Here is a 21,223-nt window from a genome sequence, read left to right as displayed (position 1 = left end):
TCAGGCCAGGGGCGTGCCGCCGTCATGCCCCATGCGCCAGCTCACGGCGCGGGTCGCCGCCAGCAAACGCTGGGCGGCCGGGCCGTTTTCGTCGGCCTGGAACAAGGAGGTCGGGCCGACGATGGTCAGCACCGCGGCGATCTGCCCGACGGCGTTGAACACCGGTGCCGAAAGCGCATCCACCCCCGGCATCAGCAAACCGTGCACATGGTGCAGGCCGCGTTCGCGGATCTGTTGGCACAAACCTGCGTAGGCCTGTTCACTGGCCAGTGGATGGGGCGGTGCCGCGGCCACTTCCTGCTCGCGCAAGTCAGCGGTTTCCCGATGGGGCAGGTAGGCGCTGAACACCAGGCCTGTGGATGAGCTGAGCAGCGGCAGGACCGAGCCGAGCTGGGTCACCACCGTGACGGCCCGTACCGCCGGCTCGATATGCACCACCGTTGCGCCCTGGTTGCCCCAGACCGCGAGGAAGCAGGTCTCGTTCAGTTCGTCGCGCAGCTCCGACAGGGGCAGGGCGGCGACTTTCAGCACGTCCATACTGTTCAGGGCCGCCAGGCCGACGCGCAGGGCTTCGCGTCCCAGACCGTAGTGATTGGTGGCGGCGTTCTGCTCGGCAAAACCGCTGGCAATCAGCGCCTGCAGGTAACGGTGCACCTTGCTCGCCGGCATCTGCACATGTTCGGCCAGGCGCGACAGCGAGGTCGAGGGCGACAACTCGGCGAGGGCCTTGAGGATGTCGGTGCCCACCTCGGCCGAGCGGACTTTCTGTTTACCGTTGCTGTCGCTCGTGGCGCGCGGCTTTTCCATGGTTGAGTCGTATCTGGAGATGAATGGGCGTCTTTATAGCTTGACGGTCAATACCAATCAAATTACGTTATGCGTAATCGAATTACGATAAAAATAACCAGGACGTGCCAAAACTCTGAAGCGGAGCCATGGCCACGGCCCACTCCCTGTTCAGGAGGCTCCATGAACCTCGATTCAACGGCGCCAGCGCTGGCTTACCAGTCAGGCTTCGGCAACGAATTCAGCAGTGAGGCCCTGCCCGGTGCCTTGCCCGTCGGTCAGAACTCGCCACAAAAAGCCCCTTACGGCCTCTACACCGAACTGTTCTCTGGCACCGCGTTCACCATGGTGCGCAGCGAAGCGCGGCGGACCTGGATGTACCGTATCCAGCCCTCGGCCAATCACCCGGCCTTCGTCAAGCTGGAGCGGCAGTTGGCGGGTGGCCCGCTGGGCGAGGTCACGCCCAACCGCCTGCGCTGGAACCCCTTGGCCATTCCAACCGAACCGACCGACTTCATCGACGGCCTGGTGAGCATGGCGGCCAACTCGGGTTCGGAGAAACCGGCCGGCATCAGCATCTATCACTACGGCGCCAATCGCTCGATGGAGCGGGTGTTCTTCAACGCCGATGGCGAGTGGTTGCTGGTGCCGCAGGCGGGGCGTTTGCGCATCGCCACCGAGCTGGGTGTGCTGGAGCTGGCGCCGCTGGAAATCGCCGTGCTGCCGCGCGGCCTGAAATTCCGCATCGAATTGCTCGATCCGCAAGCCCGTGGCTACCTGGCGGAAAACCATGGCGCGCCTCTGCGCTTGCCGGACCTGGGGCCGATTGGCAGCAATGGCCTGGCCAATCCACGGGACTTCCTGACCCCGGTCGCGCACTACGAAGACCTCCAGCAACCGACCACCCTGGTGCAGAAATTCCTCGGCGAATTGTGGGCCTGCGAGCTCGACCATTCGCCGCTGAACGTGGTGGCCTGGCACGGCAATAACGTGCCGTACAAATACGACCTGCGGCGTTTCAACACCATCGGTACGGTGAGCTTCGATCACCCGGACCCGTCGATCTTCACCGTATTGACCTCGCCGACCAGCGTCCATGGCCTGGCCAACCTCGACTTCGTGATTTTCCCGCCGCGCTGGATGGTGGCCGAGAACACCTTCCGTCCACCGTGGTTCCACCGCAACCTGATGAACGAGTTCATGGGCCTGATCCAGGGCGAATACGACGCCAAGGCCGAAGGCTTCCTGCCGGGCGGTGCGTCCTTGCACAGTTGCATGAGCGCCCACGGCCCGGACGGCGAAACCTGCACCAAGGCGATCAACGCCGAGTTGGCGCCGAGCAAGATCGACAACACCATGGCCTTCATGTTCGAGACCAGCCAGGTGCTGCGCCCAAGCCGCTTCGCCCTGGATTGCCCGCAACTGCAAAACACTTACGATGCTTGCTGGGCCTCGCTGCCCGCCACTTTCAACCCGAACCGGAGATAACCCATGACCCAGACCACCCCCACTCGTAGCTGGGTTGCCTGTGCCAACGGCCACGCGGATTTCCCGCTGCAGAACCTGCCCCTGGGCGTGTTCAGCACCCAGGGTTCGGCGCCGCGCAGCGGTGTGGCGATCGGCGAGCAGATTTTCGACCTCGAGGCGGCGCTCGACGCCGGCCTGTTTGACGGCGCGGCCCGCACAGCGGTGCAAGCCACCCGTGGCGGCCAGTTGAACGCCTTCTTCGAACTGGGTCGCGGCCCCCGCGTTGCCCTGCGCGAGCGCTTGCTGGAACTGTTGGCCGAGGGCAGCACCCTGCGCGGCAAGATTGAAGCCCAGGGCGCCAAACTGCTGCATCCGGCCGCCGACTGCCAGATGCACCTGCCGGCCCGAATCAACGACTACACCGACTTCTACGTGGGCATCGAGCACGCGCAGAATGTCGGCAAACTGTTCCGTCCCGATAACCCGCTGCTGCCGAACTACAAGTACGTGCCGATTGGCTACCACGGCCGCGCGTCGACCATTCGTCCGTCCGGCACCGACGTGCGACGCCCCAAAGGCCAGACCCTGCCAGCCGGGCAGAGCGAGCCGACGTTCGGCCCGTGCGCGCGCCTGGACTACGAGCTGGAACTGGGGATCTGGATCGGCCAGGGCAATGCCATGGGCGACTCGATTGCCATCGGCGACGCCGCCGAGCACATCGCCGGTTTCTGCCTGCTCAACGACTGGTCGGCACGCGATATCCAGGCCTGGGAGTACCAGCCACTGGGGCCATTCCTGTCGAAAAGCTTCATCACCAGCATCTCGCCCTGGGTGGTCACCGCCGAGGCCCTGGAGCCTTTCCGCCGTGCCCAGCCGACGCGTCCGCAGGGCGATCCGCAACCGCTGCCGTACCTGCTCGACAACCGTGACCAGGCCGCCGGTGCCTTTGATATCGAACTGGAAGTGCTGCTGCTGACCGAAGCCATGCGCGAGCAGAATCTGCCGGCGCACCGCCTGACCCTGAGCAACACCCAGCACATGTACTGGACCGTGGCGCAGATGGTCGCGCACCACAGTGTCAACGGCTGCCAGTTGCAGGCCGGCGACCTGTTCGGTTCGGGCACCCTGTCGGGGCCTGAGAGCGGTCAGTTCGGCAGCCTGCTGGAAATCACCGAGGGCGGCAAAAAGCCGATCGAGCTGGCGTCCGGCGAAGTGCGCAAGTTCCTCGAGGACGGTGACGAAATCATCCTGCGTGCGCGTTGCAGCCGTGACGGTTTTGCCTCCATCGGCTTCGGCGAATGCCGGGGCAAGATCCTGCCAGCGCGCTGAGAGGGGCGGCCCATGGAGCTCTTTACCTATTACCGCTCGACCTCGTCCTTTCGAGTGCGCATTGCCCTGGCACTCAAGGGCCTGGATTACCAGGCGCTGGCGGTCAACCTGATCGCCCCGCAAGGGGGGGAGCACCGCCAGCCGGCCTACTTGCAGGTCAACCCGCAAGGCCGGGTGCCGGCCTTGCGCACCGATCAAGGCGAGTTGCTGATCCAGTCACCGGCGATCATCGAGTACCTGGAAGAAGCTTATCCACAGGTGCCGCTGCTGTCCGGCGACCTCGCCCAGCGTGCGCACGAGCGTGCGGTGGCGGCGTTGATCGGCTGCGACATCCATCCCCTGCACAACGTCAGCGTGCTCAACAAGCTGCGTCAGTTGGGGCACGACGAGCCGCAGGTGGTGGAGTGGATCGGCCACTGGATCAGCCAGGGGCTGGCGGCCGTCGAGCAGTTGATCGGCGACGCGGGGTACTGCTTTGGCAGTGCGCCGGGGGTGGCGGATGTGTACCTGATCCCGCAGCTGTATGCGGCCGAGCGTTTCAACTTAAGCCTTGAAGCCTATCCTCGGATTCGTCGGGTCGCCGCGCTGGCAGCGCAACACCCGGCGTTCATCCAGGCCCACCCGGCCAATCAGCCGGATACTCCGTAACCGCGGTTCGAGGCCTTCAGCACGGGCGGGGGTGTGCCTGGATCAGGCGCAATCCCCAGCCGGTGACGAAGGTACCGTCGGCGTGTGGCAGGTGGTCGATTGCGGATTTGAAGCGCTCCTGCAATTGCCCACGGGCGGCGGGTGTCAGCCGGTCGACGTCGTAGGTGGCGCTGAGTGATTGCCAGAGCTCGGCGAAGTCGGGCTGCCAGGACACATCGATGTTTTGCACCGTCACCTGGTCGAAGTCGCTGCTGAACAACCCTCGCCAACCCTCCTCGGTGCGCATGCGCGGATCACCCATCGGCAGATGCGCCAAGGCGTCCTGTTGCGCCACCTGGCGAAACACCTGCAGATACGCGTCGCCCACCGCGCCCAACAGAAAACCCCGGCCAACGACAATGGCAACCTTGCCGTCCTTGCGCAGCACCCGGCGTATCTCGCTGAGGACTAGCTCGATGTCGTCCATCAACATCAGTGCCAGATGAGACACCACCACGTCGACACTGGCAGTGCCGATCGACAGCGCCTGGGCCCGCTCCTTGAGCAGGCATGCACTGCCTGGCAACCGCGTGCGGGCCTCGTCCAATTCAGCCTGGCTGATGTCGACGCCGACCAACTGCAGTCGTTGTGGATAAAGTTGCTCGAGCAGTGCAAGCAGATACCCGTTGCCGCACGCCAGGTCCAGGACGCTCAGGCTGGCGGACGAGTCCGGCAGGGTGGCTGCCAGCGCGGCGTAGGACGACTCATGCTGCTCGCTGCGCAAGTGGGCAAACGCTGTACTGGTGGTGCCAGGCCGGCGCTGGTGGAAATCTTCAAGGAAACGTTCAGCGGGGGAAGGAACGTGCATGACAGCCTCATCCGTGGTGGCGCAAAAATCCAGGGCACCAGTGGAGCATCCATCGCCTCAATGCACAATCGAGTTGGGGGGCAGATGCCCCAGCCGTTCGGTCAGGCGCAGGCGCTGGATCGGGTCGTCGCTGAGCAGCAGGGCGTGTTCCAGGTCGAAACGCTCGGCGTTGGGGCAGTCCAGGCGTTGGTAGAGGCTGGCACGGGCCAGGTAGTCGCTGGCGTTGGCGTTGCCCAGCTCCAGCACCCGCTCGGCATCGATCAGCGCGCCGATGCAGTCGTCGTTGGCCAGGTGCAGTTGGCGCAGGTTGCGTGACAGGCGCTGGAGCATCTGCAGCGGCTCGCTGGTCAGCAGGTGCTCGGCGTTGAGGGGCATGTTCGGGCCGTACTGGCGCTGCAGCAGCTCCCGGCAATCGTTGGGGTACAAGCGTCGACCGCCGCAGGGGTCGAGCAGATGATCGGCACCGGGCACCCGCAGCAGGAAGTGTCCGGGAAAGTTGACCCCGACCATGGGGATCTCCAGGCGGCGTGCCAGTTCCAGGGTAATCAGGCCCAGCGCCAGTGGCTGTCCGCGGCGCCGTTCCAGGACCTTGTTGAGCAAGGCCGCCTGGGGCCGCAACGGGGTGGCTTCGTCCTGCTGGTAGCCCAGGTCGTTGAGCAGGCGCAGCAGCGGCTGCCCCAGTTCGCTGACCGGTAACATCGGCAGGCCACTGCTGACCCGCTGTACCAGGTCCTTGAACTGCTCCAGCAATACCTGCGGTTGAACCTCGGCATCATGCTCGGCCGCGATCCACAGCGCCGCTTCAAAGAGCGCCGGTGGCGAGCGTTGCAGGCAGGCGAAAAAAGCGTGGCGCGGGTTCATTAAAATCTCCGGCGAATGCCCCGTTTTAGCCCCGTCGCAAGCATTCGTCCAGTGCCGCGCGCGAGGGCGTGCAAGTTATGCCGCAAAGCCTTGGCGCGGGGCTTTGCTTATTCCGGTGCGCTCCAGCAATTTTTGCCCGCGCGCCTATACTGGCGACTACTGAAATGATTCGGGAGCCCTACGATGTTCGCTCTCATGCAAAGCACTCGCCTTGAATCGCTGCACCTGAGCGTCGACCCGGCCACCGGGTTGAAGGCCGTGATTGCCATTCATTGCAGCCGCCTGGGACCCGCCCTGGGTGGGTGCCGTTACCTTGCCTACCCCAACGACGAAAGCGCCGTGACCGATGCTGTGCGCCTGGCCCAGGGCATGAGCTATAAAGCGGCCCTGGCGGGCTTGCCCCGGGGGGGTGGAGTGGCGGTGATCATCCGTCCACCCCATGTGGAAAACCGGGCGGCGCTGTTCGAGGCCTTCGGGCGCTGTATCGAGCAACTCGATGGCCGCTACATTACCGCCATCGACAGCGGCACCTCGGTGGCCGACATGGACTGCATCGCCCAGCAAACCCAGCATGTCACCAGCACCACTGCCTCGGGCGACCCCTCGCCGCATGCGGCCATGGGGGTGTTCACCGGTATTCGAGCCACCGCCATGGCTCGCCTGGGCAGCGATAACCTGGAGGGCCTGCGGGTCGCGATCCAGGGCCTGGGCAATGTCGGTTTCGCCCTGGCCGAGCAACTGCATGCCGCAGGGGCTGAGCTGCTGGTCAGCGACATCGACCCGGGCAAGGTGCAACTGGCGATGGAGCAGTTGGGTGCCCATCCGATTGCCAACGAAGCACTGCTCAGCACCCCCTGCGACATCCTTGCGCCCTGTGGCCTGGGCGGGGTGCTCAACAGCCACAGCGTGGCGCAGTTGCGGTGTGCGGCGGTGGCTGGCTCGGCCAACAATCAGTTGACCACCCTCAGCGTCGCCGACCAACTGGAGGGCCGCGGCATCCTCTATGCGCCCGACTATGTGATCAATTCCGGTGGGCTGATCTACGTGGTGCTCAAGCATCGCGGCGATGAGTTGTCGAGCATTACCGGGCACCTGGCGAAAATCGGTTCGCGCCTGACCGAAGTCTTCGCCCACGCCCAGGCGGAAAAACGCTCGCCGGCGCGGGTGGCGGACGAATTGGCAGAGCGCCTGCTGTATCGCTGAGTCACCCTCTCCCCGGCCTGCGGGCCCAGGTCCTGGCGGGCGCGGAGTCACTGATGGCGATGCCAGAACCCAGCTTCGCTTTCTAACCCTACAGGCATGAAAAAGGCCCTGGATCAGTGATTCAGGGCCTGTTCAATGCTGCCGGTCGTTACTTCGCGGCTTTAACCGCCTTGGCCGGTTTGGCTGCCTTGGCCGGTTCGCCAGGCTCGACGTCTGCGGCGGGTTCAGCAGGTTCGACCGCGGGTACAGACGGGGCAGGGGCGCTGAGCAATTCGGACAGGGCGTCCGGCTGGCTCTTGAACGCCTTGGCGAACACATCGCGATTTTTCGCCATGTAGATCCCCGCTTCTTCCACTTGCTGTTCGCTCAGGGACGGAACGGCTTTTTGCAGCACTTCAGCCAGCAACTCGGCGAGTTCGAGCATTTTGTCATGACGGTCAGCTTCGGCTTTATCCATGAACAAGCGCTCCAGATCTCGGCTGCTGCGGTATACCACTTCGACGGCCATTTACCACCTCACATGCCTTCACATTAGTTGTCTATTGCGACTACTGTATTTATATACAGCGAAAGGATAAGCCAATCCCGGTCCTTTGGGTAGTCGCTTTTTAATCTAGACCGGTTTCACGCGTTGTCAGGTGGTGCCATGCAGGAGCAAGGCTTGCCCGCAACAAGGCCAGTGGCGATACCCACAAAGTGTCCCATCTCGCGTCGCCGTCATCTCATCTGACAGCCACTGGCCTTTTTTCTGCATGCAGAACAACCGTCATGTCGAACCCCCATCATCCGGTCGAACCGACCTAAGGAAGCATCACCGTGAAAATCCATTGGGCGGAGCGACTTCGCCAGAACGTGCATGAGCTGGCTGAAACCCTGGGCAATCTGTTTGTTGAAACCTTCCATTACCTGGCCCTGTTCGCCATTGGCGCGGTCACCGCCTGGGCGGCGGTCATGGAATTTCTCGGCATGATCGAAGAGGGACACATCAAGATTGATGACATCTTGCTGTTGTTCATCTACCTGGAACTGGGGGCGATGGTCGGGATTTACTTCAAGACCAACCACATGCCCGTGCGGTTTCTGATCTACGTGGCGATCACCGCCTTGACCCGCCTGCTGATCTCCAACGTGTCGCACCACAACCCGCCGGACCTGGGCATCATCTACCTGTGCGGCGGGATTCTGCTGCTGGCGTTTGCGATCCTGGTGGTGCGTTATGCCTCTTCGCAGTTCCCCTCGGTGAAGATCGAGCACCCGCAACGCAAGGTGGGGGCCGGCTCCAGTGAGCACCCGGACGTCGAGAAGGGCGAGCTTTAAGGCCGGGCTGACAGGGGCAGGGCGACCTTGGCCCGCGGCGGCGGCAACTTGAGGTTGTCGCTGTCGGTCATGGCTTCGAGGATGGCCATGGCGCTGTGCCCTTGCTCGATGGCAATGCCGAATTGAATGCTTTGCACCAGCCGTTTCAAACGCTGCGGATCGTTGCGCTGGGCCACGCTGATCATCCGCTTGGCGACAATGCGCCCAGCGTTGGACAGGGTCAGCATGATGCCGCCGTCCTGCCCCTGAATGCTCAGGTTGATCTGATAATCGGCGGCAAAGGTGTCGGTAATCAGTTGGAAGGGGTTGTCCATAGTGCGTCACCGCTTGATTGGATCGTGCAGTCATTGACCGGCAGTGCCCGCAATTGTTCGCAGTTCCGGACCGTCGGCAGATAGCAGGGACGTAGCAAGGGGCATGCCGTGGGGGGTGATCACCTGCAGATCAGCGAGCCTCACCCCATCCCGTGGGAGCGGGCTTGCCCGCGATAGGGCCGGCACAACCCGCATCGGCGGCGCCTGATACTCCACTATCGCTGGCAAGCCAGCCCACATGGATCAGATGAGCGGGGTCAACCGCTCAGCCTTCGGCGGTCCGTTTCAGGGCAGTACCGAGTAGATGATCGCAGACAGTGCAATCAGGCCGATCAGGACCACGAACACGTTCGACACCTGGCCCGAATACTGGCGCAGAGAGGGCACGCGCCGGATCGCATACATCGGCATCAGGAACAGCAGGCACGCGATGACCGGCCCGCCGAGGGTTTCGATCATGCCCAGGATGCTCGGGTTGAAGGTCGCCACGGCCCAGCAGCTGAGGATCATGAACAGTGCGGTGGCACGGTTCAACCAGTTGCTCGACATCACCCGGCCACGGCCGCGCAGGCTTTTCACGATCAGGCCCTGGAAACCTTCACTGGCGCCGATGTAGTGGCCCAGGAAGGATTTGGTGATCGCCACCAGCGCAATCAACGGCGCGGCGTAGGCGATGACCGGGGTCTGGAAGTGGTTGGCCAGGTACGACAGGATCGAGATGTTCTGTGCCTTGGCCGCCGCCAGGTCTGCGGGGGACAGGGCCAGCACGCAGCTGAAGCAGAAGAACATCACCGTCAGCACCATCATGCTGTGGGCGACAGCGAGGATGCCGCTGCTTTTCGCCTCGGCCTGGGCACCGTAGCGGCGCTTCTGGTCGACGGCGAAGGCCGAGATGATCGGCGAGTGGTTGAACGAGAACACCATCACCGGGATTGCCAGCCACAGGGTCTTGAAGAACACCGGCAGTGGCATGCCCTCACCGGCCGAGGCGAAGAACGCGCCGTTCCAGTTCGGGATCAGGCTCAGGGCCAGCAACAGCAACGCCGCGACAAACGGGTACACCAGCACGCTCATGGCCTTGACGATCACGCCCTGGCCGCAACGCACGATCGCCATCAGGCCGAGAATCAGCGCCAGCGACAGCACCGCCCGTGGCGGCGGGGTGATGTGCAACTGGTGCTCCATGAAGTTGCCCAGGGTGTTGGTCAGCGCCACGCTGTAGACCAGCAGGATCGGGAAGATGGCAAAGAAATAGAGCAAGGTGATCAGCTTGCCGGCACCGACGCCGAAGTGTTCTTCCACCACCTCGGTGATGTCGCCGGAACGCCCGGACAGGACAAAACGGGTCAGGCCGCGGTGGGCGAAGAAGGTCATCGGAAAGGCCAGCACCGCCAGTACCAGCAACGGCCAGAAGCCGCCGACGCCGGCATTGATCGGCAGGAACAAGGTGCCTGCACCGATGGCCGTGCCGTACAGGCCGAGCATCCAGGTGCTGTCGTGTGTGCTCCAGCCCGTGTGGGCCGTTGGCGGGGTGTGGGTCAGATCTACAGCGGGGTTTTCGGCAGCAGGTGTACGTACATCGGTCATCGTTTTGGCCTCGTTATTATTTTTGCTCGGGCTCACGTGTTACGGGCGGCAGGGAATGCTCCTCAGCATTCCACCCAGCTGACAGCCAGGCCGCCCCGTGAAGTCTCTTTGTATTTGTCATGCATGTCGGCGCCGGTATCGCGCATGGTGCGGATCACCCGGTCGAGGGAGATGAAGTGCTTGCCGTCACCGCGCAGGGCCATCTGGGTGGCGTTGATCGCTTTCACCGCAGCAATGGCGTTGCGCTCGATGCACGGCACCTGGACCAGCCCGCCGACCGGGTCGCAGGTCAGGCCCAGGTTGTGTTCCAGGCCGATCTCGGCGGCGTTTTCCAATTGCTCGGGCGTGGCCCCCAGCACATCTGCCAGACCGGCAGCGGCCATGGCGCAGGCAGAGCCGACTTCGCCCTGGCAGCCGACTTCGGCCCCGGAGATCGAGGCGTTCTTCTTGCACAGGATGCCCACGGACGCGGCGGCGAGGAAAAACGCCACCACATCGTCATCCGACGCCTCGGGGTTGAACTTCATGTAGTAATGCAGCACCGCCGGAATGATCCCGGCTGCGCCGTTGGTCGGTGCCGTGACCATGCGCCCGCCGGCGGCGTTCTCTTCGTTGACCGCGAGGGCGAACAGGTTCACCCACTCCATCGCCGACAGGGTCGAACTGATGACATTCGGCTTGCCGATTTCCAGCAGGCTGCGGTGCAGTTTCGCCGCGCGTCGTGGCACATCCAGGCCGCCAGGCAAGATGCCTTCGTGGCGCAAACCCTGTTCGACGCATTCGCGCATCACCGACCAGATGTGCAGCAGGCCCTGGCGGATTTCCGTGTCGCTGCGCCAGGCCCGTTCATTGGCCATCATCAGCTCGGAAACCCGCAGGCCGTGCTGGTTGCACAGCGACAACAGTTCGCCAGCGCTGGAAAAATCGTACGGCAGTTGCACGTCATCGCCTGCCGGTGCGCCGGACTCGACCTCGGCCGCCTCGACGATAAAACCACCGCCCACCGAGTAGTAAGTCTGTTCCAACAGCAGGCCATTCTCGCCAAAGGCGCTCAGCGCCATGGCGTTGGGGTGGTAGGGCAGGCTTTCATCGAGCAGTAGCAGGTCGCGCTGCCAGTCGAAGGCAATGCTCACGCGGCCGCCCAGCAGCAATTCGCCACTGTCGCGCAGCCGTTGGATACGTGGGCCGATGCTGTTGGGGTCGATGCTGTCCGGCCATTCGCCCATCAGGCCCATGACGCAGGCGCGGTCGGTGGCGTGGCCGACCCCGGTGGCGGACAGCGAGCCGTATAGGCGGACTTCGACGCGTCGAACCTGGCCCAGCAGGCCTTGGTCGAACAGCGCCTGGGCGAAGGTGGCGGCGGCGCGCATCGGGCCGACGGTATGGGAGCTGGACGGGCCGATGCCGACCTTGAATAGATCAAAAACACTGATAGCCATGCTAAAGCCTTACAAGCAATGGAGTAGGAATCGCTGCCATTTTTTGTAGGACGAGCGCAAGGTCGGCGATACTGCCTACCTCGGTCCGCGGTGACCAACGAAACTTCCTAAGAAAGGCTTTAGCAGGACTAAACGATGAGTCGTCAATTTCACGCCCAGACCTATGTCTGGCTGCATGTGTTTTCCTGTGCGGCGCGGCACCTGTCGTTCACCCGCTGTGCCGAAGAGCTGCACATCACCCCCGGGGCGGTCAGCCAGCAGATCCGCCAGTTGGAGGAGCGCCTGGGGTTTCGCCTGTTCCATCGGCGCGCCCGTGGCGTCGAGTTGAGTGCCGAAGGCCAGCGCCTGGCGATCACCGTCGGCGAAGCCTATGGCAGCATCGACGCGGAATTGCGTCGACTGGACGCCGGCATGATCAGCGGCATCCTGCGCCTGCGTTCGATCCCGTCCTTCCTCGGCAAATGGCTGACCCCGCGCCTGCCGCGTTTGCAACAGCGCTACCCGGACATCCAGTTGCGCCTGGTGGCCGAGGACAGCAGCGTGGCCCTGCACGAAGGCGATTTCGACCTGGCGATCGACCTGAACGACGGCAGCTACCCGGGGCTGTTATCCACAGCCCTGCTCGATGAACAGATTTTTCCAGTCTGCGCCCCCAGCCTGTTGCGCGGGCGCCCCCCGCTGCACGGGCCGGCGGACCTGGTGCATTTTCCGTTGTTGCACGACATCACCGCCTGGCGTGGCAGCTATGAATACGCGGAATGGGAGTTCTACCTCAACGCCATCGGCTTCGACGGTGCCGATGTACGGCGCGGGCATACCTTCAATCGCAACCACCTGACCATCGAGGCGGCGATTGCCGGCATGGGCGTGGCCATTGCCCGGCGCACCCTGCTCAACGACGAGCTTGAGCGCGGTACGTTGATCGTGCCCTTTGGTGTCGCCGTGCCCAACTACAAACGTTACGTGCTGCTCTATGCACCGGGGGCGCTGAGCCATCCGGGCGTTCGCGCGGTGCATGACTGGCTGGTGGAAGAGGCGCAGATATTTCGCGGCATGCACCCCTTGGGCGAGGAGCAGTTGTGAGTAATTGTTGCTATTGCCAGGCGACCCAACTCCCGACCTTAACAGCGCTTTTGTCCGTTGTCCGGCTTTTTCAGCAATGAAAAATTTATCTTTTTTTAGGGGTTGAATTGTTTCTCCGTCTGCCCAACTCTGTAAGTAAGAGGTCACGGTCACTGAAGAATCAACGCTACACCGGACCTCTCGCGAGCTAGCTGAAATAAGGGATGAACTATGCAAATCCAAGTCAACAGCGATAACCATATTCAAAGCAGCATCCGACTGGAGGAGTGGGTACGTACTACCATTGAGAGCACGCTCGAACGTTATGACGAAGACCTGACACGCATCGAGGTCCACCTGCGCGACGAGAACGGCGATAAACCCGGTCCACACGATATGCGCTGCCAACTTGAAGCGCGGCCAAAAGGCCATCAACCGGTATCCGTGACTCATAAAGCCGACACACTGGAACAGGCCATCGAAGGGGCGGCCACCAAGCTTGAACATGCGCTGGAACACCTGTTTGGCAAACTGCGCGGTAAACGCGCAACGGTGACCCCAATCCACTCGGGAGTCCACGCCGACGCGCTGCTGGAAGAAGAATTTCTCGAGAACGAACAGGCCGCGCTCAATAGCTGATGCCTGAAACACCTTGACCCCCCCAATGAGAACGGGCCTGCAGATGCAGGCCCGTTTTTTTTGGGCTCCCTGTAGCTGCCTTCGGCAGCGGCTACAGGGTGCAGAACGCCACGCAGGTCTGCCGATGGGACCCTCAAGCCATCAACGCTGACCGACGGCGGCAAGGCTTTTTCATCGGAGTCTTTTGCGCATGAGAATATTTATCATTACTATTGGCCCTCGTTGACCCTGCGTTGGCATGGACCGCGCGCAGATCTCCCTTCGTTTCAAGGTCGAAACATGAAAAGCCTTCCCGTTTCCTATCGTCTGGCCGTCACCTCGCGGGTGCTGGCCGCGCTGTTTGGCGGATACCTCCTGGCGGCACTGGCCAGTATCTGCATGAGCCTGTGGCTGCCCATGGCCCGCGCCGAAGCCGTGATCAGCGGCATGATGACGTCCTTCCTGGTGTACCTGGTGGCCGTGCTCTGGTGTTTTGCCAGCCGTAGCGCCTGGCAGGCGTGGCTCGGTCTGTTGCTGCCCGGCATAGTGCTGGCGGCGTTCGGTGGCCTGGGTTACGGGTTGGGGCAATCATGAAAGAGGGCTTCCGTCAGGCCATGGCCTGGTTGCACACCTGGACCGGATTGATCTTTGGCTGGATCCTGTTCGCGATTTTCCTCACCGGGACCCTGTCGTACTTCAACGACGAGATCAGCCACTGGATGCAGCCGGAGGTGCCGGTGCGTCAGGTCGACAGCGAAGCCAGCCTGACGCTGGCGCAGCACTACCTGCAGCAGCACGCCGCCGGTGCCGGGCGCTGGGTGATCAGCCTGCCGAATGCGCGCGACCCTGGCCTGTCGGTGTCCTGGCAGATGCCGGGCAATGAGGGCCGACGGGGCCCCCGTGAGCAACGCCAGCTCGACCCGCTCAGTGGTGAGGTGCTGCAGGTGCGCGATACCCGCGGCGGCGACTTCTTCTATCGCTTCCACTTCCAGTTGCAGATGCCCCATCCGTGGGGCCGCTGGTTATCCACCAGTGCGGCGATGCTGATGCTGGTGGCGTTGATCACTGGGATCATCACCCACAAGAAAATCTTCAAGGACTTCTTCACCTTCCGCCCGCGCAAGGGCCAGCGTTCCTGGCTCGACGGGCACAACGCGGTGGGGGTGCTGGTGTTGCCGTTTCACCTGATGATCACCTACAGCAGCCTGGTGATCTTCATGTACATGGTGATGCCGGCGAGCATCCTGGTGGCTTACCAGGGCGATACCGACGGCTTCTTCAGTGAGTTGTTCCCGGCGTCGGAGTCGCCCAAGGCCCAGGGTCAGCCCGGGCAGTTGCTGGCGCTGGCGCCCTTTGTCGAGCGGGCGCGTGAGCAGTGGGGTGGCGGCCAGGTGAGCCTGGTGACGGTGAGCCATCCGGGTGACATCAAGGCCACAGTGAATGTCATGCGCAGCAGCGCCGACCGGGTGATGCATGAGTTTGGCAGTGCCGTGGCGTTCGACGGGGTCAGCGGCGCATTTCTTACGGCCGATCCGGCGCGCCCGCTGCCCCAGGCCATTGCTGGCAGTTTCTACGGCCTGCACCTGGGGCATTTTGCCGGACCGACCCTGCGCTGGCTGTACTTTATCTGCGGCTTGGCCGGCACCGCGATGATCGGCACCGGGCTGGTGATCTGGCTGGGCAAACGGCAGTTGAAACATGCCAAGAGCGGGGTGATGCCGTTCGAGTTGCGGCTGGTGGAGGTGCTCAACATCGCCAGCATGTCGGGGCTGCTGATCGCGGTGGCGGTGTTCTTCTGGGCCAACCGCCTGTTGCCGGTGAGCCTGACCGAGCGTGGCGAGTGGGAGGTGAACAGCTTTTTCATCGCCTGGGGCTTGAGCCTGGTCCATGCCCTGGTGCGCCGTGGTCGCACCGCCTGGGTTGAGCAACTGGCGCTGGCCGCCGGGTTGTTCTGTGCGGTGCCACTGCTGGACGTCATGAGCGCCGAGCAGTCGTTGCGCGCGCTGCTGGCGCAAGGCGACTGGACTCGCCTGGGCTTTGACCTGACGTGCCTGGGCAGTGGCCTGTTCCTCGCCTGGGCCGCGTGGAAGATGAAGCGGGCCGGGCAGCTCGGCGGCAAAGCCCCGGCGCGTGCGGTGCGTGCACCGAGTGTGGCATCCGAAATCGAGGTGAATTGAATGTTATTGCCTGTGTTACTGAGCTACGGCGGATTTACCGCGTTGTGCCTGTCGATGGATCGCCATCATCGCGACCTGCTCGCCCGCACGCCGACGGCGCGTGTGCGGCGGTTGTTGAAACTGTGCGGCTGGTCGCTGCTGGGGCTGTCATTGGCGGCGGCCGTCCTGGCCACCGGCTGGAGCCTGGGCCTGGTTGAGTGGTGCGCGGCCCTGATGGCCAGCGCCCTGCTGCTGGTGTGGTTGCTGCCCTATCGGCCACGCCTGGTCATGCTCATGGCGGCATTCGGGTTGCTGTTCAGCCCGCTTGTTGCGCTGGCGCGGGGATAGGCGAACCGAGCCGGATGATCAACATGCCCCCTGAACCGCAGAAGGCCGACGGCAGCGACAGCCCGAACGGCCGCGCCCATTTTCTCCAGGTGTTCTTGTCCCAGCGCTCGCAGATGGAGGCCTTGGTCAGTCGGCGGGTGGGGTGTCGGGCGACGGCGGCCGACCTGGTGCAGGACCTGTTCCTGCGCTTCTGGCGGCGGCCCTTGGTGCAGGTCGAGGAACTCAGTACGTATTTGTTGCGTTGCGCCGGCAACATCGCCATCGATCACCTGCGCAGCGAAGGAGCCCGTGGGCGGTTGAGCGAAGGCTGGTTGCCGGAACAACAGGATAATCTCGGTGTGGAGCCGCAAGCGGCCCTCGAAGCCGGTAATGACTTAAGGCATGTGGAAGCCGCGCTGCGCAGTTTGCCCGAGCGCACCCGGCAGATCTTTTTGCTCAACCGCATCCACGGCCGCAAGTACGCGGAGATTGCCAAGGTCATGGGGCTGTCCCAGAGTGCCGTGGAAAAACATATGATGCGCGCGCTCGAAGCCTGCAAGGCCAGTCTGCGGGACCCCAAATCACGTACGCCAGGGAAAGCCCCGTGAACCACGACACTCGCGTCTTGCCGACGCCCGCGCAGGAACAGGCCGCACTGGCCTGGCTGAGCCTGTTGCACGACCAGCCGAGCAGTGGCGATCAAGCGACCTTCAGCCACTGGCTGCAGGCCGATCCTGCCCACGCCGAGGCCTATGCCCAGGCCCAGGTGATCTGGGAACTCAGCGAAGTGCCCGCCCGCGCCCTGGCCGACGAGGACGCCTTGGCCCTGCAGGGTTACCTGAATGCGATGAACCGCTCGCGGCGTTCCAGCGTGCGGCGCTGGTCGGGCGGCTTGGCGCTGGCTGCCAGCCTGCTGCTGATGGTGTCGATGGGGGCGGGCTGGCAGCCGTCACGCTGGTTCGATGACCTGGGTGCCGACTATGTCTCGGCGCCGGGGCAGGTGCGCAGCGTGACCTTGGCCGATCAATCGGTGATCACCCTGGATGCCGACAGCGCCATTGCCGTGGATTTCAGCGGCGGTGAACGGCACGTCGAGGTGCGTCGGGGGGCGGCGTTTTTCAGCGTGAGCCGCACCGGCGAACCCTTTGTGGTCGATGCCAACCAGGGCGAGGCGCGGGTCCTCGGTACCCAGTTCGAAGTGCGTCTGCAATCCATGGGCGCGCAGGTCAGCGTGCTCTCGGGACGGGTCGGCGTGACCCCGGCCAAAGGCGCCGAGCAGCAGGTGCTGGGCGCCGATCAGCAAGTGGCCTACAGCGCCGGCCATGCCCGCGCCCTGCAGGCCATCGACGCGCAGGCGCAATTGGCCTGGCGCCAGGGCTGGCTCAATTACTACAAGGTGCCCCTGGGCGAAGTGGTGCAGGACCTGCAGCGCTATTACCCGGGACGAATCGTCCTGCTCAACGATGAGCTGGGCGCGCGGCGAATCAGCGGCAGCTTCCCCAGCCAGGACCCGCAAGCAGTCCTGGCGTCGTTGCAAGGGCTGCTGGGCTTCGAGCAGAACCGCCTGGGCAGCCTGATCATCCTGCGTTAACCGCGCTTTTGTAGCCGCCGTAGCCGTAGCCGCTGCCGGGTCGGCGTGGGCCCTTGGCGTCTGCTGCGCAGCCGAACGCGGCCTCGCGTTGCTCGACAGCTGCTACGGGCAACTGGAGGGATTCAATTATTTTTGCCGATCAGGTGAGGTAAACCTGGGCGCCATCCGTGTAGTGATGAAAGTGCGAATTATTCGTATTGGTTGCGTTACTACACATGGGTCCAAGCAATGAAGTCCAGGGCAATTTCGGTGGCAGGCGGTTCGGTCAAACAGTGGTTCGGGGGCTCGGTCCTGGCGGTGTCGGCGGCGACGTTATCAGTGCTGAACGTGGCCCAGGCCGCACCGCCCAGTGAGCAACACAGCGCACCATTTCGCTTCGATATCGATGCCAAACCCTTGCCCCAGGCCCTGAGCGATTTCAGCCGGGTGACCGGCATCAGCGTGGTCTACACCGATGAAGCGCCCTACGGCGTGACGGCACCGGCCATCAGTGGGCAGATGAGTGCCGAGCAAGCCATGCAGCGGCTGTTGAGCCGTTCGACAATGACGTTCCGCCAGACCGATGCCCATACCCTGGTCCTGGAGCCTGTGCCCACTGCCGGCGTCTTGAACCTGGGGGCAACCACCATCACCTCGGTGCAGGACCCCTCGCTGAGCTACCAGCCGCCGGCAACCACCTCGATTGCGCGCTCCTCGGCCACGCTGCAGGAAATCCCCCAGACCATCAACGTGGTCGCGGCCCAGGTCCTGCGTGACCAGGCGCCGCGCAACCTCGACGATGCCCTGGCCAATGTCAGCGGCATCACTCAGGGCAATACGCTGGGCAGCACCCAGGACTCGGTGATGACTCGTGGTTTTGGTGACAACCGCAACGGCTCGATCATGCGCGACGGCATGCCGATCGTGCAGGGGCGCGGCTTGAATGCCTCGGTGGATCGGGTCGAGGTGCTGAAGGGACCGGCTTCCTTGCTCTACGGGATCCAGGACCCGGGCGGGGTGGTGAACATGGTCAGCAAGCAACCCCAGGTGCAGGCCTACAACGCCCTGACCGCGCGCGGCTCAAGCTATGGCGACGGCAAGAACGGCAGCGGTGCCAGCCTGGACAGCACCGGGGCACTGGGGGAGTCCGGGCTGGCCTATCGGTTGGTGCTGGACCACGAAGACGAAGATTACTGGCGCAATTTCGGCACCCACCGCGAGAGCCTGATCGCGCCGTCCCTGGCCTGGTACGGCGACAGCACCACGCTGAAATTTGCCTACGAGCACCGCGAATTCCTCTCGCCATTCGACCGTGGCACCGCCATCGATCCGCTGACCAATCACCCATTGGACATTCCGGCTGACCGACGTCTGGACGAGCCGTTCAACAACATGCAGGGGCGCTCGGACCTCTACCACTTCGAAGCCGATCACCTACTCAACGACAACTGGAGCGCCCACTTCGGCTACAGTTGGAACCGCGAAACCTACGATGCCAGCCAGGTCCGCATCACCGCGATCGACCCGGCGAAGGGCACGCTGACCCGCAACATGGACGGCACCCAGGGCGCCCTGAGCACCGACCGCTTCACCACCGCCAGCCTGCAGGGCCAGGTCGAGTTGACCGGCATGCAACACGACCTGGTGCTGGGGGTGGATGATGAGTACCGCAAGATCTACCGCGCCGACCTGATCCGGCAGAAGAGCCAGGCGCCGTCGTTCAGCTACCTCGACCCGGTCTATGGCCGTGAAGTGGCAGGCACCACCGTCAGCGCCGCGGACAGCGCGCAGACCGACCTGCTGCGCAGCGATTCGGTGTTCCTGCAGGATTCGATTCATCTCAATGAGCAATGGATCCTCATCGCCGGGGCGCGCTTCCAGGAATACGACCAGTACGCCGGCAAGGGCCGTCCGTTCAAGGTCAACACCGACACCAACGGCCAGAAGTGGGTGCCCCGCGCCGGCCTGGTGTATCGCTACACCGATGCGCTGTCGTTCTACGGCAGCTACACCGAATCCTTCAAGCCCAACTCCACCATTGCCCCGCTCAGTGGCAGTAGCACAGTGCTTGATGGCAGCGTGGCGCCGGAAGAGGCCAAGTCCTGGGAGCTGGGGGCCAAGCTCGATCTGCCGGGGCGCATCACCGGCAATATCGCGCTGTTCGACATCAAGAAGCGCAACGTGCTGGTGGCCAACGCCGAGGGGCCGGTGACGATTTACAGTGCGGCGGGCGAGGTTCGCTCCCGGGGTCTGGAACTGGACCTGAGCGGGCAGTTGAGCGAACGCTGGAGCCTGATCGGCAGTTATGCCTACACCGATGCCGAGGTCACCGAAGACCCGACCTACCAGGGCAAGAAACTGCAAAACGTCGCCCGCAACAGCGGATCACTGTCGGCGGTCTACGACTTCGGCAGCCTGATCGGTGGCGATCAACTGCGGGTCGGTGCTGGCGCCCGTTATGTCGGCGAACGGGCCGGTAACGCGGTCAACGACTTTGACCTGCCGGGCTACACCGTGGCGGATGCCTTCGCCACCTACGACACCCGGCTCGACGGGCAGAAGGTCAAGTTCCAGCTCAACGTGAAGAACCTCTTCGACCGCACCTACTACACCTCGGCCGCCAGCCGCTTTTTTGTCTCGATGGGGGATTCGCGGCAGGTGTCGTTGTCCAGCACCCTCGAATTCTGAACGATGGCCTAAGCCTGGAACGCCTGGCGGTAGTCGCCAGGCGTACCGTGCATGGCCTGGCGGAAGCGGTTGGTGAAATGGCTGGCGCTGGCAAAACCGCAGGCCAGGGCAATCTCCCCCAAGGGGTGCCGGGTGCTGCGCAGCAGATGCCGGGCCTGGACCAGGCGGCGGGCCAGCAGGTATTGATGGGGCGGCAGGCCGAAGCTCTCCCGGAACATCCGCGCGAAGTGGTACTCCGACAGCGCGCACAGGGCCGCCAGTTGGCCAAGGCTGATGGACTGCTCCAGATGACTGTCGATGTACTCCACCAGGCGCCGTCGTTGATGGGCGGCCAGGCCACCCTTGAGCCGCAGCCCCTGGCGCAGGCCGACCTGGTTGAGCAGGGTGTGGCTGAGCATTTCGTGGGCCAGGCTGCTGGTCAGCAGGCGCTCGCCGGGTTCATTCCAGTTCAAAGCGATCAGTTGGTGAAAGCGTCGGGCCTGCAACGGGTCGTCGAGAAAGGTGCCTTCGCGCAGGTGCAGCGCACGGGGTTCACGATCAAGCAGGGTGACGCAGCCGAGGGCGAACTGCTCCGGGCTGAAATACAGGTGGGCCAGGCGGATGTCCCCGTTGATCACCCAGGCGGACTGATGTTCGGCGGGCAGCACGCAGAGCTTGTCGGGACCGCCGGTGGTGCCAGGCTGTTCGCGGCGGAAAGTCCCGGTGCCGCCGGCCAGGTAACAGGACAGGGTGTGATGCCCGGGGGCTTGATAGTCCTGGGCGTCGTGATAGTTGCTCCACCGGGCTGCAGCCATGCCGTCACCGAGCTCGGCGCTGTGCTCGAGACGAGCATGGGGCGAGCGGTTGAGGGCTTGAAAGACTTGCAGGGTTTCCAGTGCGGGCATGATCGTTTCTCCAACGCCTTGCATCCTACTCCGTCGACCTGCCCGTGCCATCCCGGCAACGGACAAAAGCGCAAGTTTATGCAAGTGCGCCTCACGACTGCGGCACAGACTGGAGGCCAT

At 63.6% G+C, this 21,223-nt stretch carries 20 protein-coding genes and 1 pseudogene; 13 read left to right on the top strand and 8 right to left on the bottom strand.

Going from position 1 to position 21,223, the window contains the following annotated elements:
* Complete coding sequence (locus AACY45_RS12115; RefSeq protein WP_339545688.1) at window positions 1-807, bottom strand: IclR family transcriptional regulator; 807 nt, start codon at window positions 805-807, stop codon at window positions 1-3.
* 162 nt (window positions 808-969) lie between these two features.
* Here AACY45_RS12115 and hmgA point away from each other — a divergent pair, with 162 nt between their 5' ends.
* The 3 genes from hmgA to maiA are packed head-to-tail and all read left to right on the top strand — an operon-like array spanning window position 970 to window position 4,230.
* On the top strand, window positions 970-2,274 hold the full coding sequence (hmgA, locus tag AACY45_RS12110; RefSeq protein ID WP_320333676.1) for a homogentisate 1,2-dioxygenase: 1,305 nt from the start codon (window positions 970-972) through the stop codon (window positions 2,272-2,274).
* A gap of 3 nt (window positions 2,275-2,277) precedes the next feature.
* Window positions 2,278-3,582 carry a fumarylacetoacetase gene (gene fahA, locus AACY45_RS12105; RefSeq protein ID WP_339545687.1) on the top strand — a complete coding sequence of 435 codons (1,305 nt, stop codon included), beginning with the start codon at window positions 2,278-2,280 and terminating at the stop codon, window positions 3,580-3,582.
* 12 nt (window positions 3,583-3,594) lie between these two features.
* Window positions 3,595-4,230, top strand: coding sequence for a maleylacetoacetate isomerase (gene maiA, locus AACY45_RS12100; protein WP_339545686.1), 636 nt, complete (start codon window positions 3,595-3,597; stop codon window positions 4,228-4,230).
* A 16-nt stretch (window positions 4,231-4,246) separates the two neighbouring features.
* On the opposite strand, the gene AACY45_RS12095 is transcribed toward maiA, so the two are convergent.
* Window positions 4,247-5,077 (bottom strand): class I SAM-dependent methyltransferase, encoded by an 831-nt coding sequence (locus AACY45_RS12095; protein WP_339545685.1) that lies wholly within the window; start codon window positions 5,075-5,077, stop codon window positions 4,247-4,249.
* A 57-nt stretch (window positions 5,078-5,134) separates the two neighbouring features.
* Complete coding sequence (locus AACY45_RS12090; protein WP_339545684.1) at window positions 5,135-5,938, bottom strand: SirB1 family protein; 804 nt, start codon at window positions 5,936-5,938, stop codon at window positions 5,135-5,137.
* Between the two features lie 183 nt (window positions 5,939-6,121).
* Between AACY45_RS12090 and AACY45_RS12085 the strand changes: the two genes are divergently transcribed.
* Window positions 6,122-7,141 carry a Leu/Phe/Val dehydrogenase gene (locus AACY45_RS12085; protein WP_339545683.1) on the top strand — a complete coding sequence of 340 codons (1,020 nt, stop codon included), beginning with the start codon at window positions 6,122-6,124 and terminating at the stop codon, window positions 7,139-7,141.
* A 253-nt stretch (window positions 7,142-7,394) separates the two neighbouring features.
* Here the strand turns inward: AACY45_RS12085 and AACY45_RS12080 are convergent.
* A pseudogene (locus AACY45_RS12080) lies at window positions 7,395-7,649 on the bottom strand (YebG family protein); the annotation flags it as partial.
* 308 nt (window positions 7,650-7,957) lie between these two features.
* Between AACY45_RS12080 and AACY45_RS12075 the strand changes: the two are divergent.
* Window positions 7,958-8,458, top strand: a complete 501-nt coding sequence (locus AACY45_RS12075) for a phosphate-starvation-inducible protein PsiE (protein WP_339545682.1) — start codon at window positions 7,958-7,960, stop codon at window positions 8,456-8,458.
* Here AACY45_RS12075 and AACY45_RS12070 read toward each other — a convergent pair.
* The 3 genes from AACY45_RS12070 to AACY45_RS12060 all read right to left on the bottom strand — a co-directional run bounded on the left by AACY45_RS12070 (window position 8,455) and on the right by AACY45_RS12060 (window position 11,798).
* Window positions 8,455-8,772: a DUF3509 domain-containing protein gene (locus AACY45_RS12070; RefSeq protein WP_339545681.1), complete on the bottom strand. Its 318-nt coding sequence runs from the start codon at window positions 8,770-8,772 to the stop codon at window positions 8,455-8,457. The two genes, AACY45_RS12075 and AACY45_RS12070, sit on opposite strands and share 4 nt — an antisense overlap.
* A gap of 285 nt (window positions 8,773-9,057) precedes the next feature.
* Window positions 9,058-10,359, bottom strand: a complete 1,302-nt coding sequence (locus AACY45_RS12065; RefSeq protein WP_339545680.1) for a serine/threonine transporter — start codon at window positions 10,357-10,359, stop codon at window positions 9,058-9,060.
* A gap of 62 nt (window positions 10,360-10,421) precedes the next feature.
* Complete coding sequence (locus AACY45_RS12060) at window positions 10,422-11,798, bottom strand: L-serine ammonia-lyase (RefSeq protein ID WP_339545679.1); 1,377 nt, start codon at window positions 11,796-11,798, stop codon at window positions 10,422-10,424.
* Between the two features lie 135 nt (window positions 11,799-11,933).
* Between AACY45_RS12060 and AACY45_RS12055 the strand changes: the two genes are divergently transcribed.
* From AACY45_RS12055 to AACY45_RS12020, 8 genes are all read left to right on the top strand, one after another.
* Window positions 11,934-12,881, top strand: coding sequence for a LysR substrate-binding domain-containing protein (locus AACY45_RS12055; protein WP_339545678.1), 948 nt, complete (start codon window positions 11,934-11,936; stop codon window positions 12,879-12,881).
* Between the two features lie 210 nt (window positions 12,882-13,091).
* Complete coding sequence (locus AACY45_RS12050) at window positions 13,092-13,499, top strand: HPF/RaiA family ribosome-associated protein (RefSeq protein WP_339545677.1); 408 nt, start codon at window positions 13,092-13,094, stop codon at window positions 13,497-13,499.
* A 279-nt stretch (window positions 13,500-13,778) separates the two neighbouring features.
* Complete coding sequence (locus AACY45_RS12045; RefSeq protein WP_339545676.1) at window positions 13,779-14,072, top strand: DUF3649 domain-containing protein; 294 nt, start codon at window positions 13,779-13,781, stop codon at window positions 14,070-14,072.
* Entirely contained in the window at window positions 14,069-15,655 is a 1,587-nt protein-coding gene (locus tag AACY45_RS12040; RefSeq protein WP_339545675.1) for a PepSY-associated TM helix domain-containing protein, read from the top strand. The genes AACY45_RS12045 and AACY45_RS12040 overlap by 4 nt, the downstream gene beginning before the upstream one ends.
* Window positions 15,656-15,982, top strand: coding sequence for a DUF3325 domain-containing protein (locus tag AACY45_RS12035; RefSeq protein WP_339545674.1), 327 nt, complete (start codon window positions 15,656-15,658; stop codon window positions 15,980-15,982). It abuts the gene before it with no gap.
* A 14-nt stretch (window positions 15,983-15,996) separates the two neighbouring features.
* The gene (locus tag AACY45_RS12030; RefSeq protein ID WP_339545673.1) at window positions 15,997-16,569 is read left to right on the top strand and encodes an RNA polymerase sigma factor; all 573 of its coding nucleotides are present in this window, start codon (window positions 15,997-15,999) and stop codon (window positions 16,567-16,569) included.
* On the top strand, window positions 16,566-17,552 hold the full coding sequence (locus tag AACY45_RS12025; RefSeq protein WP_339545672.1) for a FecR family protein: 987 nt from the start codon (window positions 16,566-16,568) through the stop codon (window positions 17,550-17,552). The genes AACY45_RS12030 and AACY45_RS12025 overlap by 4 nt, the downstream gene beginning before the upstream one ends.
* 228 nt (window positions 17,553-17,780) lie before the next feature.
* Window positions 17,781-20,219 (top strand): TonB-dependent siderophore receptor, encoded by a 2,439-nt coding sequence (locus AACY45_RS12020; protein ID WP_339545671.1) that lies wholly within the window; start codon window positions 17,781-17,783, stop codon window positions 20,217-20,219.
* Between the two features lie 8 nt (window positions 20,220-20,227).
* Here AACY45_RS12020 and AACY45_RS12015 read toward each other — a convergent pair whose 3' ends face one another.
* Window positions 20,228-21,103: an AraC family transcriptional regulator gene (locus tag AACY45_RS12015; RefSeq protein WP_339545670.1), complete on the bottom strand. Its 876-nt coding sequence runs from the start codon at window positions 21,101-21,103 to the stop codon at window positions 20,228-20,230.
* Window positions 21,104-21,223: the final 120 nt, after the last annotated feature.

The sequence above is a fragment of the Pseudomonas sp. RA_35y_Pfl2_P32 genome, assembly GCF_963970735.1.
Lineage (GTDB): Bacteria > Pseudomonadota > Gammaproteobacteria > Pseudomonadales > Pseudomonadaceae > Aquipseudomonas.
The sequence above is the reverse complement of the archived record's forward strand: the minus strand, read 5'-3'. Positions and strand labels throughout refer to the sequence as shown.

Bases quoted from the DNA above. Each gene is read 5' to 3' on its own strand.
- AACY45_RS12085 (WP_339545683.1), top strand. From the start codon at position 6,122: ATGTTCGCTCTCATGCAAAGCACTCGCCTTGAATCGCTGCACCTGAGC.
- maiA (WP_339545686.1), top strand. From the start codon at position 3,595: ATGGAGCTCTTTACCTATTACCGCTCGACCTCGTCCTTTCGAGTGCGC.
- fahA (WP_339545687.1), top strand. From the start codon at position 2,278: ATGACCCAGACCACCCCCACTCGTAGCTGGGTTGCCTGTGCCAACGGC.
- AACY45_RS12050 (WP_339545677.1), top strand. From the start codon at position 13,092: ATGCAAATCCAAGTCAACAGCGATAACCATATTCAAAGCAGCATCCGA.
- AACY45_RS12040 (WP_339545675.1), top strand. From the start codon at position 14,069: ATGAAAGAGGGCTTCCGTCAGGCCATGGCCTGGTTGCACACCTGGACC.
- AACY45_RS12030 (WP_339545673.1), top strand. From the start codon at position 15,997: ATGATCAACATGCCCCCTGAACCGCAGAAGGCCGACGGCAGCGACAGC.
- AACY45_RS12055 (WP_339545678.1), top strand. From the start codon at position 11,934: ATGAGTCGTCAATTTCACGCCCAGACCTATGTCTGGCTGCATGTGTTT.
- AACY45_RS12035 (WP_339545674.1), top strand. From the start codon at position 15,656: ATGTTATTGCCTGTGTTACTGAGCTACGGCGGATTTACCGCGTTGTGC.
- hmgA (WP_320333676.1), top strand. From the start codon at position 970: ATGAACCTCGATTCAACGGCGCCAGCGCTGGCTTACCAGTCAGGCTTC.
- AACY45_RS12045 (WP_339545676.1), top strand. From the start codon at position 13,779: ATGAAAAGCCTTCCCGTTTCCTATCGTCTGGCCGTCACCTCGCGGGTG.
- AACY45_RS12070 (WP_339545681.1), bottom strand. From the start codon at position 8,772: ATGGACAACCCCTTCCAACTGATTACCGACACCTTTGCCGCCGATTAT.
- AACY45_RS12060 (WP_339545679.1), bottom strand. From the start codon at position 11,798: ATGGCTATCAGTGTTTTTGATCTATTCAAGGTCGGCATCGGCCCGTCC.
- AACY45_RS12065 (WP_339545680.1), bottom strand. From the start codon at position 10,359: ATGACCGATGTACGTACACCTGCTGCCGAAAACCCCGCTGTAGATCTG.
- AACY45_RS12015 (WP_339545670.1), bottom strand. From the start codon at position 21,103: ATGCCCGCACTGGAAACCCTGCAAGTCTTTCAAGCCCTCAACCGCTCG.
- AACY45_RS12020 (WP_339545671.1), top strand. From the start codon at position 17,781: ATGAAGTCCAGGGCAATTTCGGTGGCAGGCGGTTCGGTCAAACAGTGG.
- AACY45_RS12095 (WP_339545685.1), bottom strand. From the start codon at position 5,077: ATGCACGTTCCTTCCCCCGCTGAACGTTTCCTTGAAGATTTCCACCAG.
- AACY45_RS12090 (WP_339545684.1), bottom strand. From the start codon at position 5,938: ATGAACCCGCGCCACGCTTTTTTCGCCTGCCTGCAACGCTCGCCACCG.
- AACY45_RS12115 (WP_339545688.1), bottom strand. From the start codon at position 807: ATGGAAAAGCCGCGCGCCACGAGCGACAGCAACGGTAAACAGAAAGTC.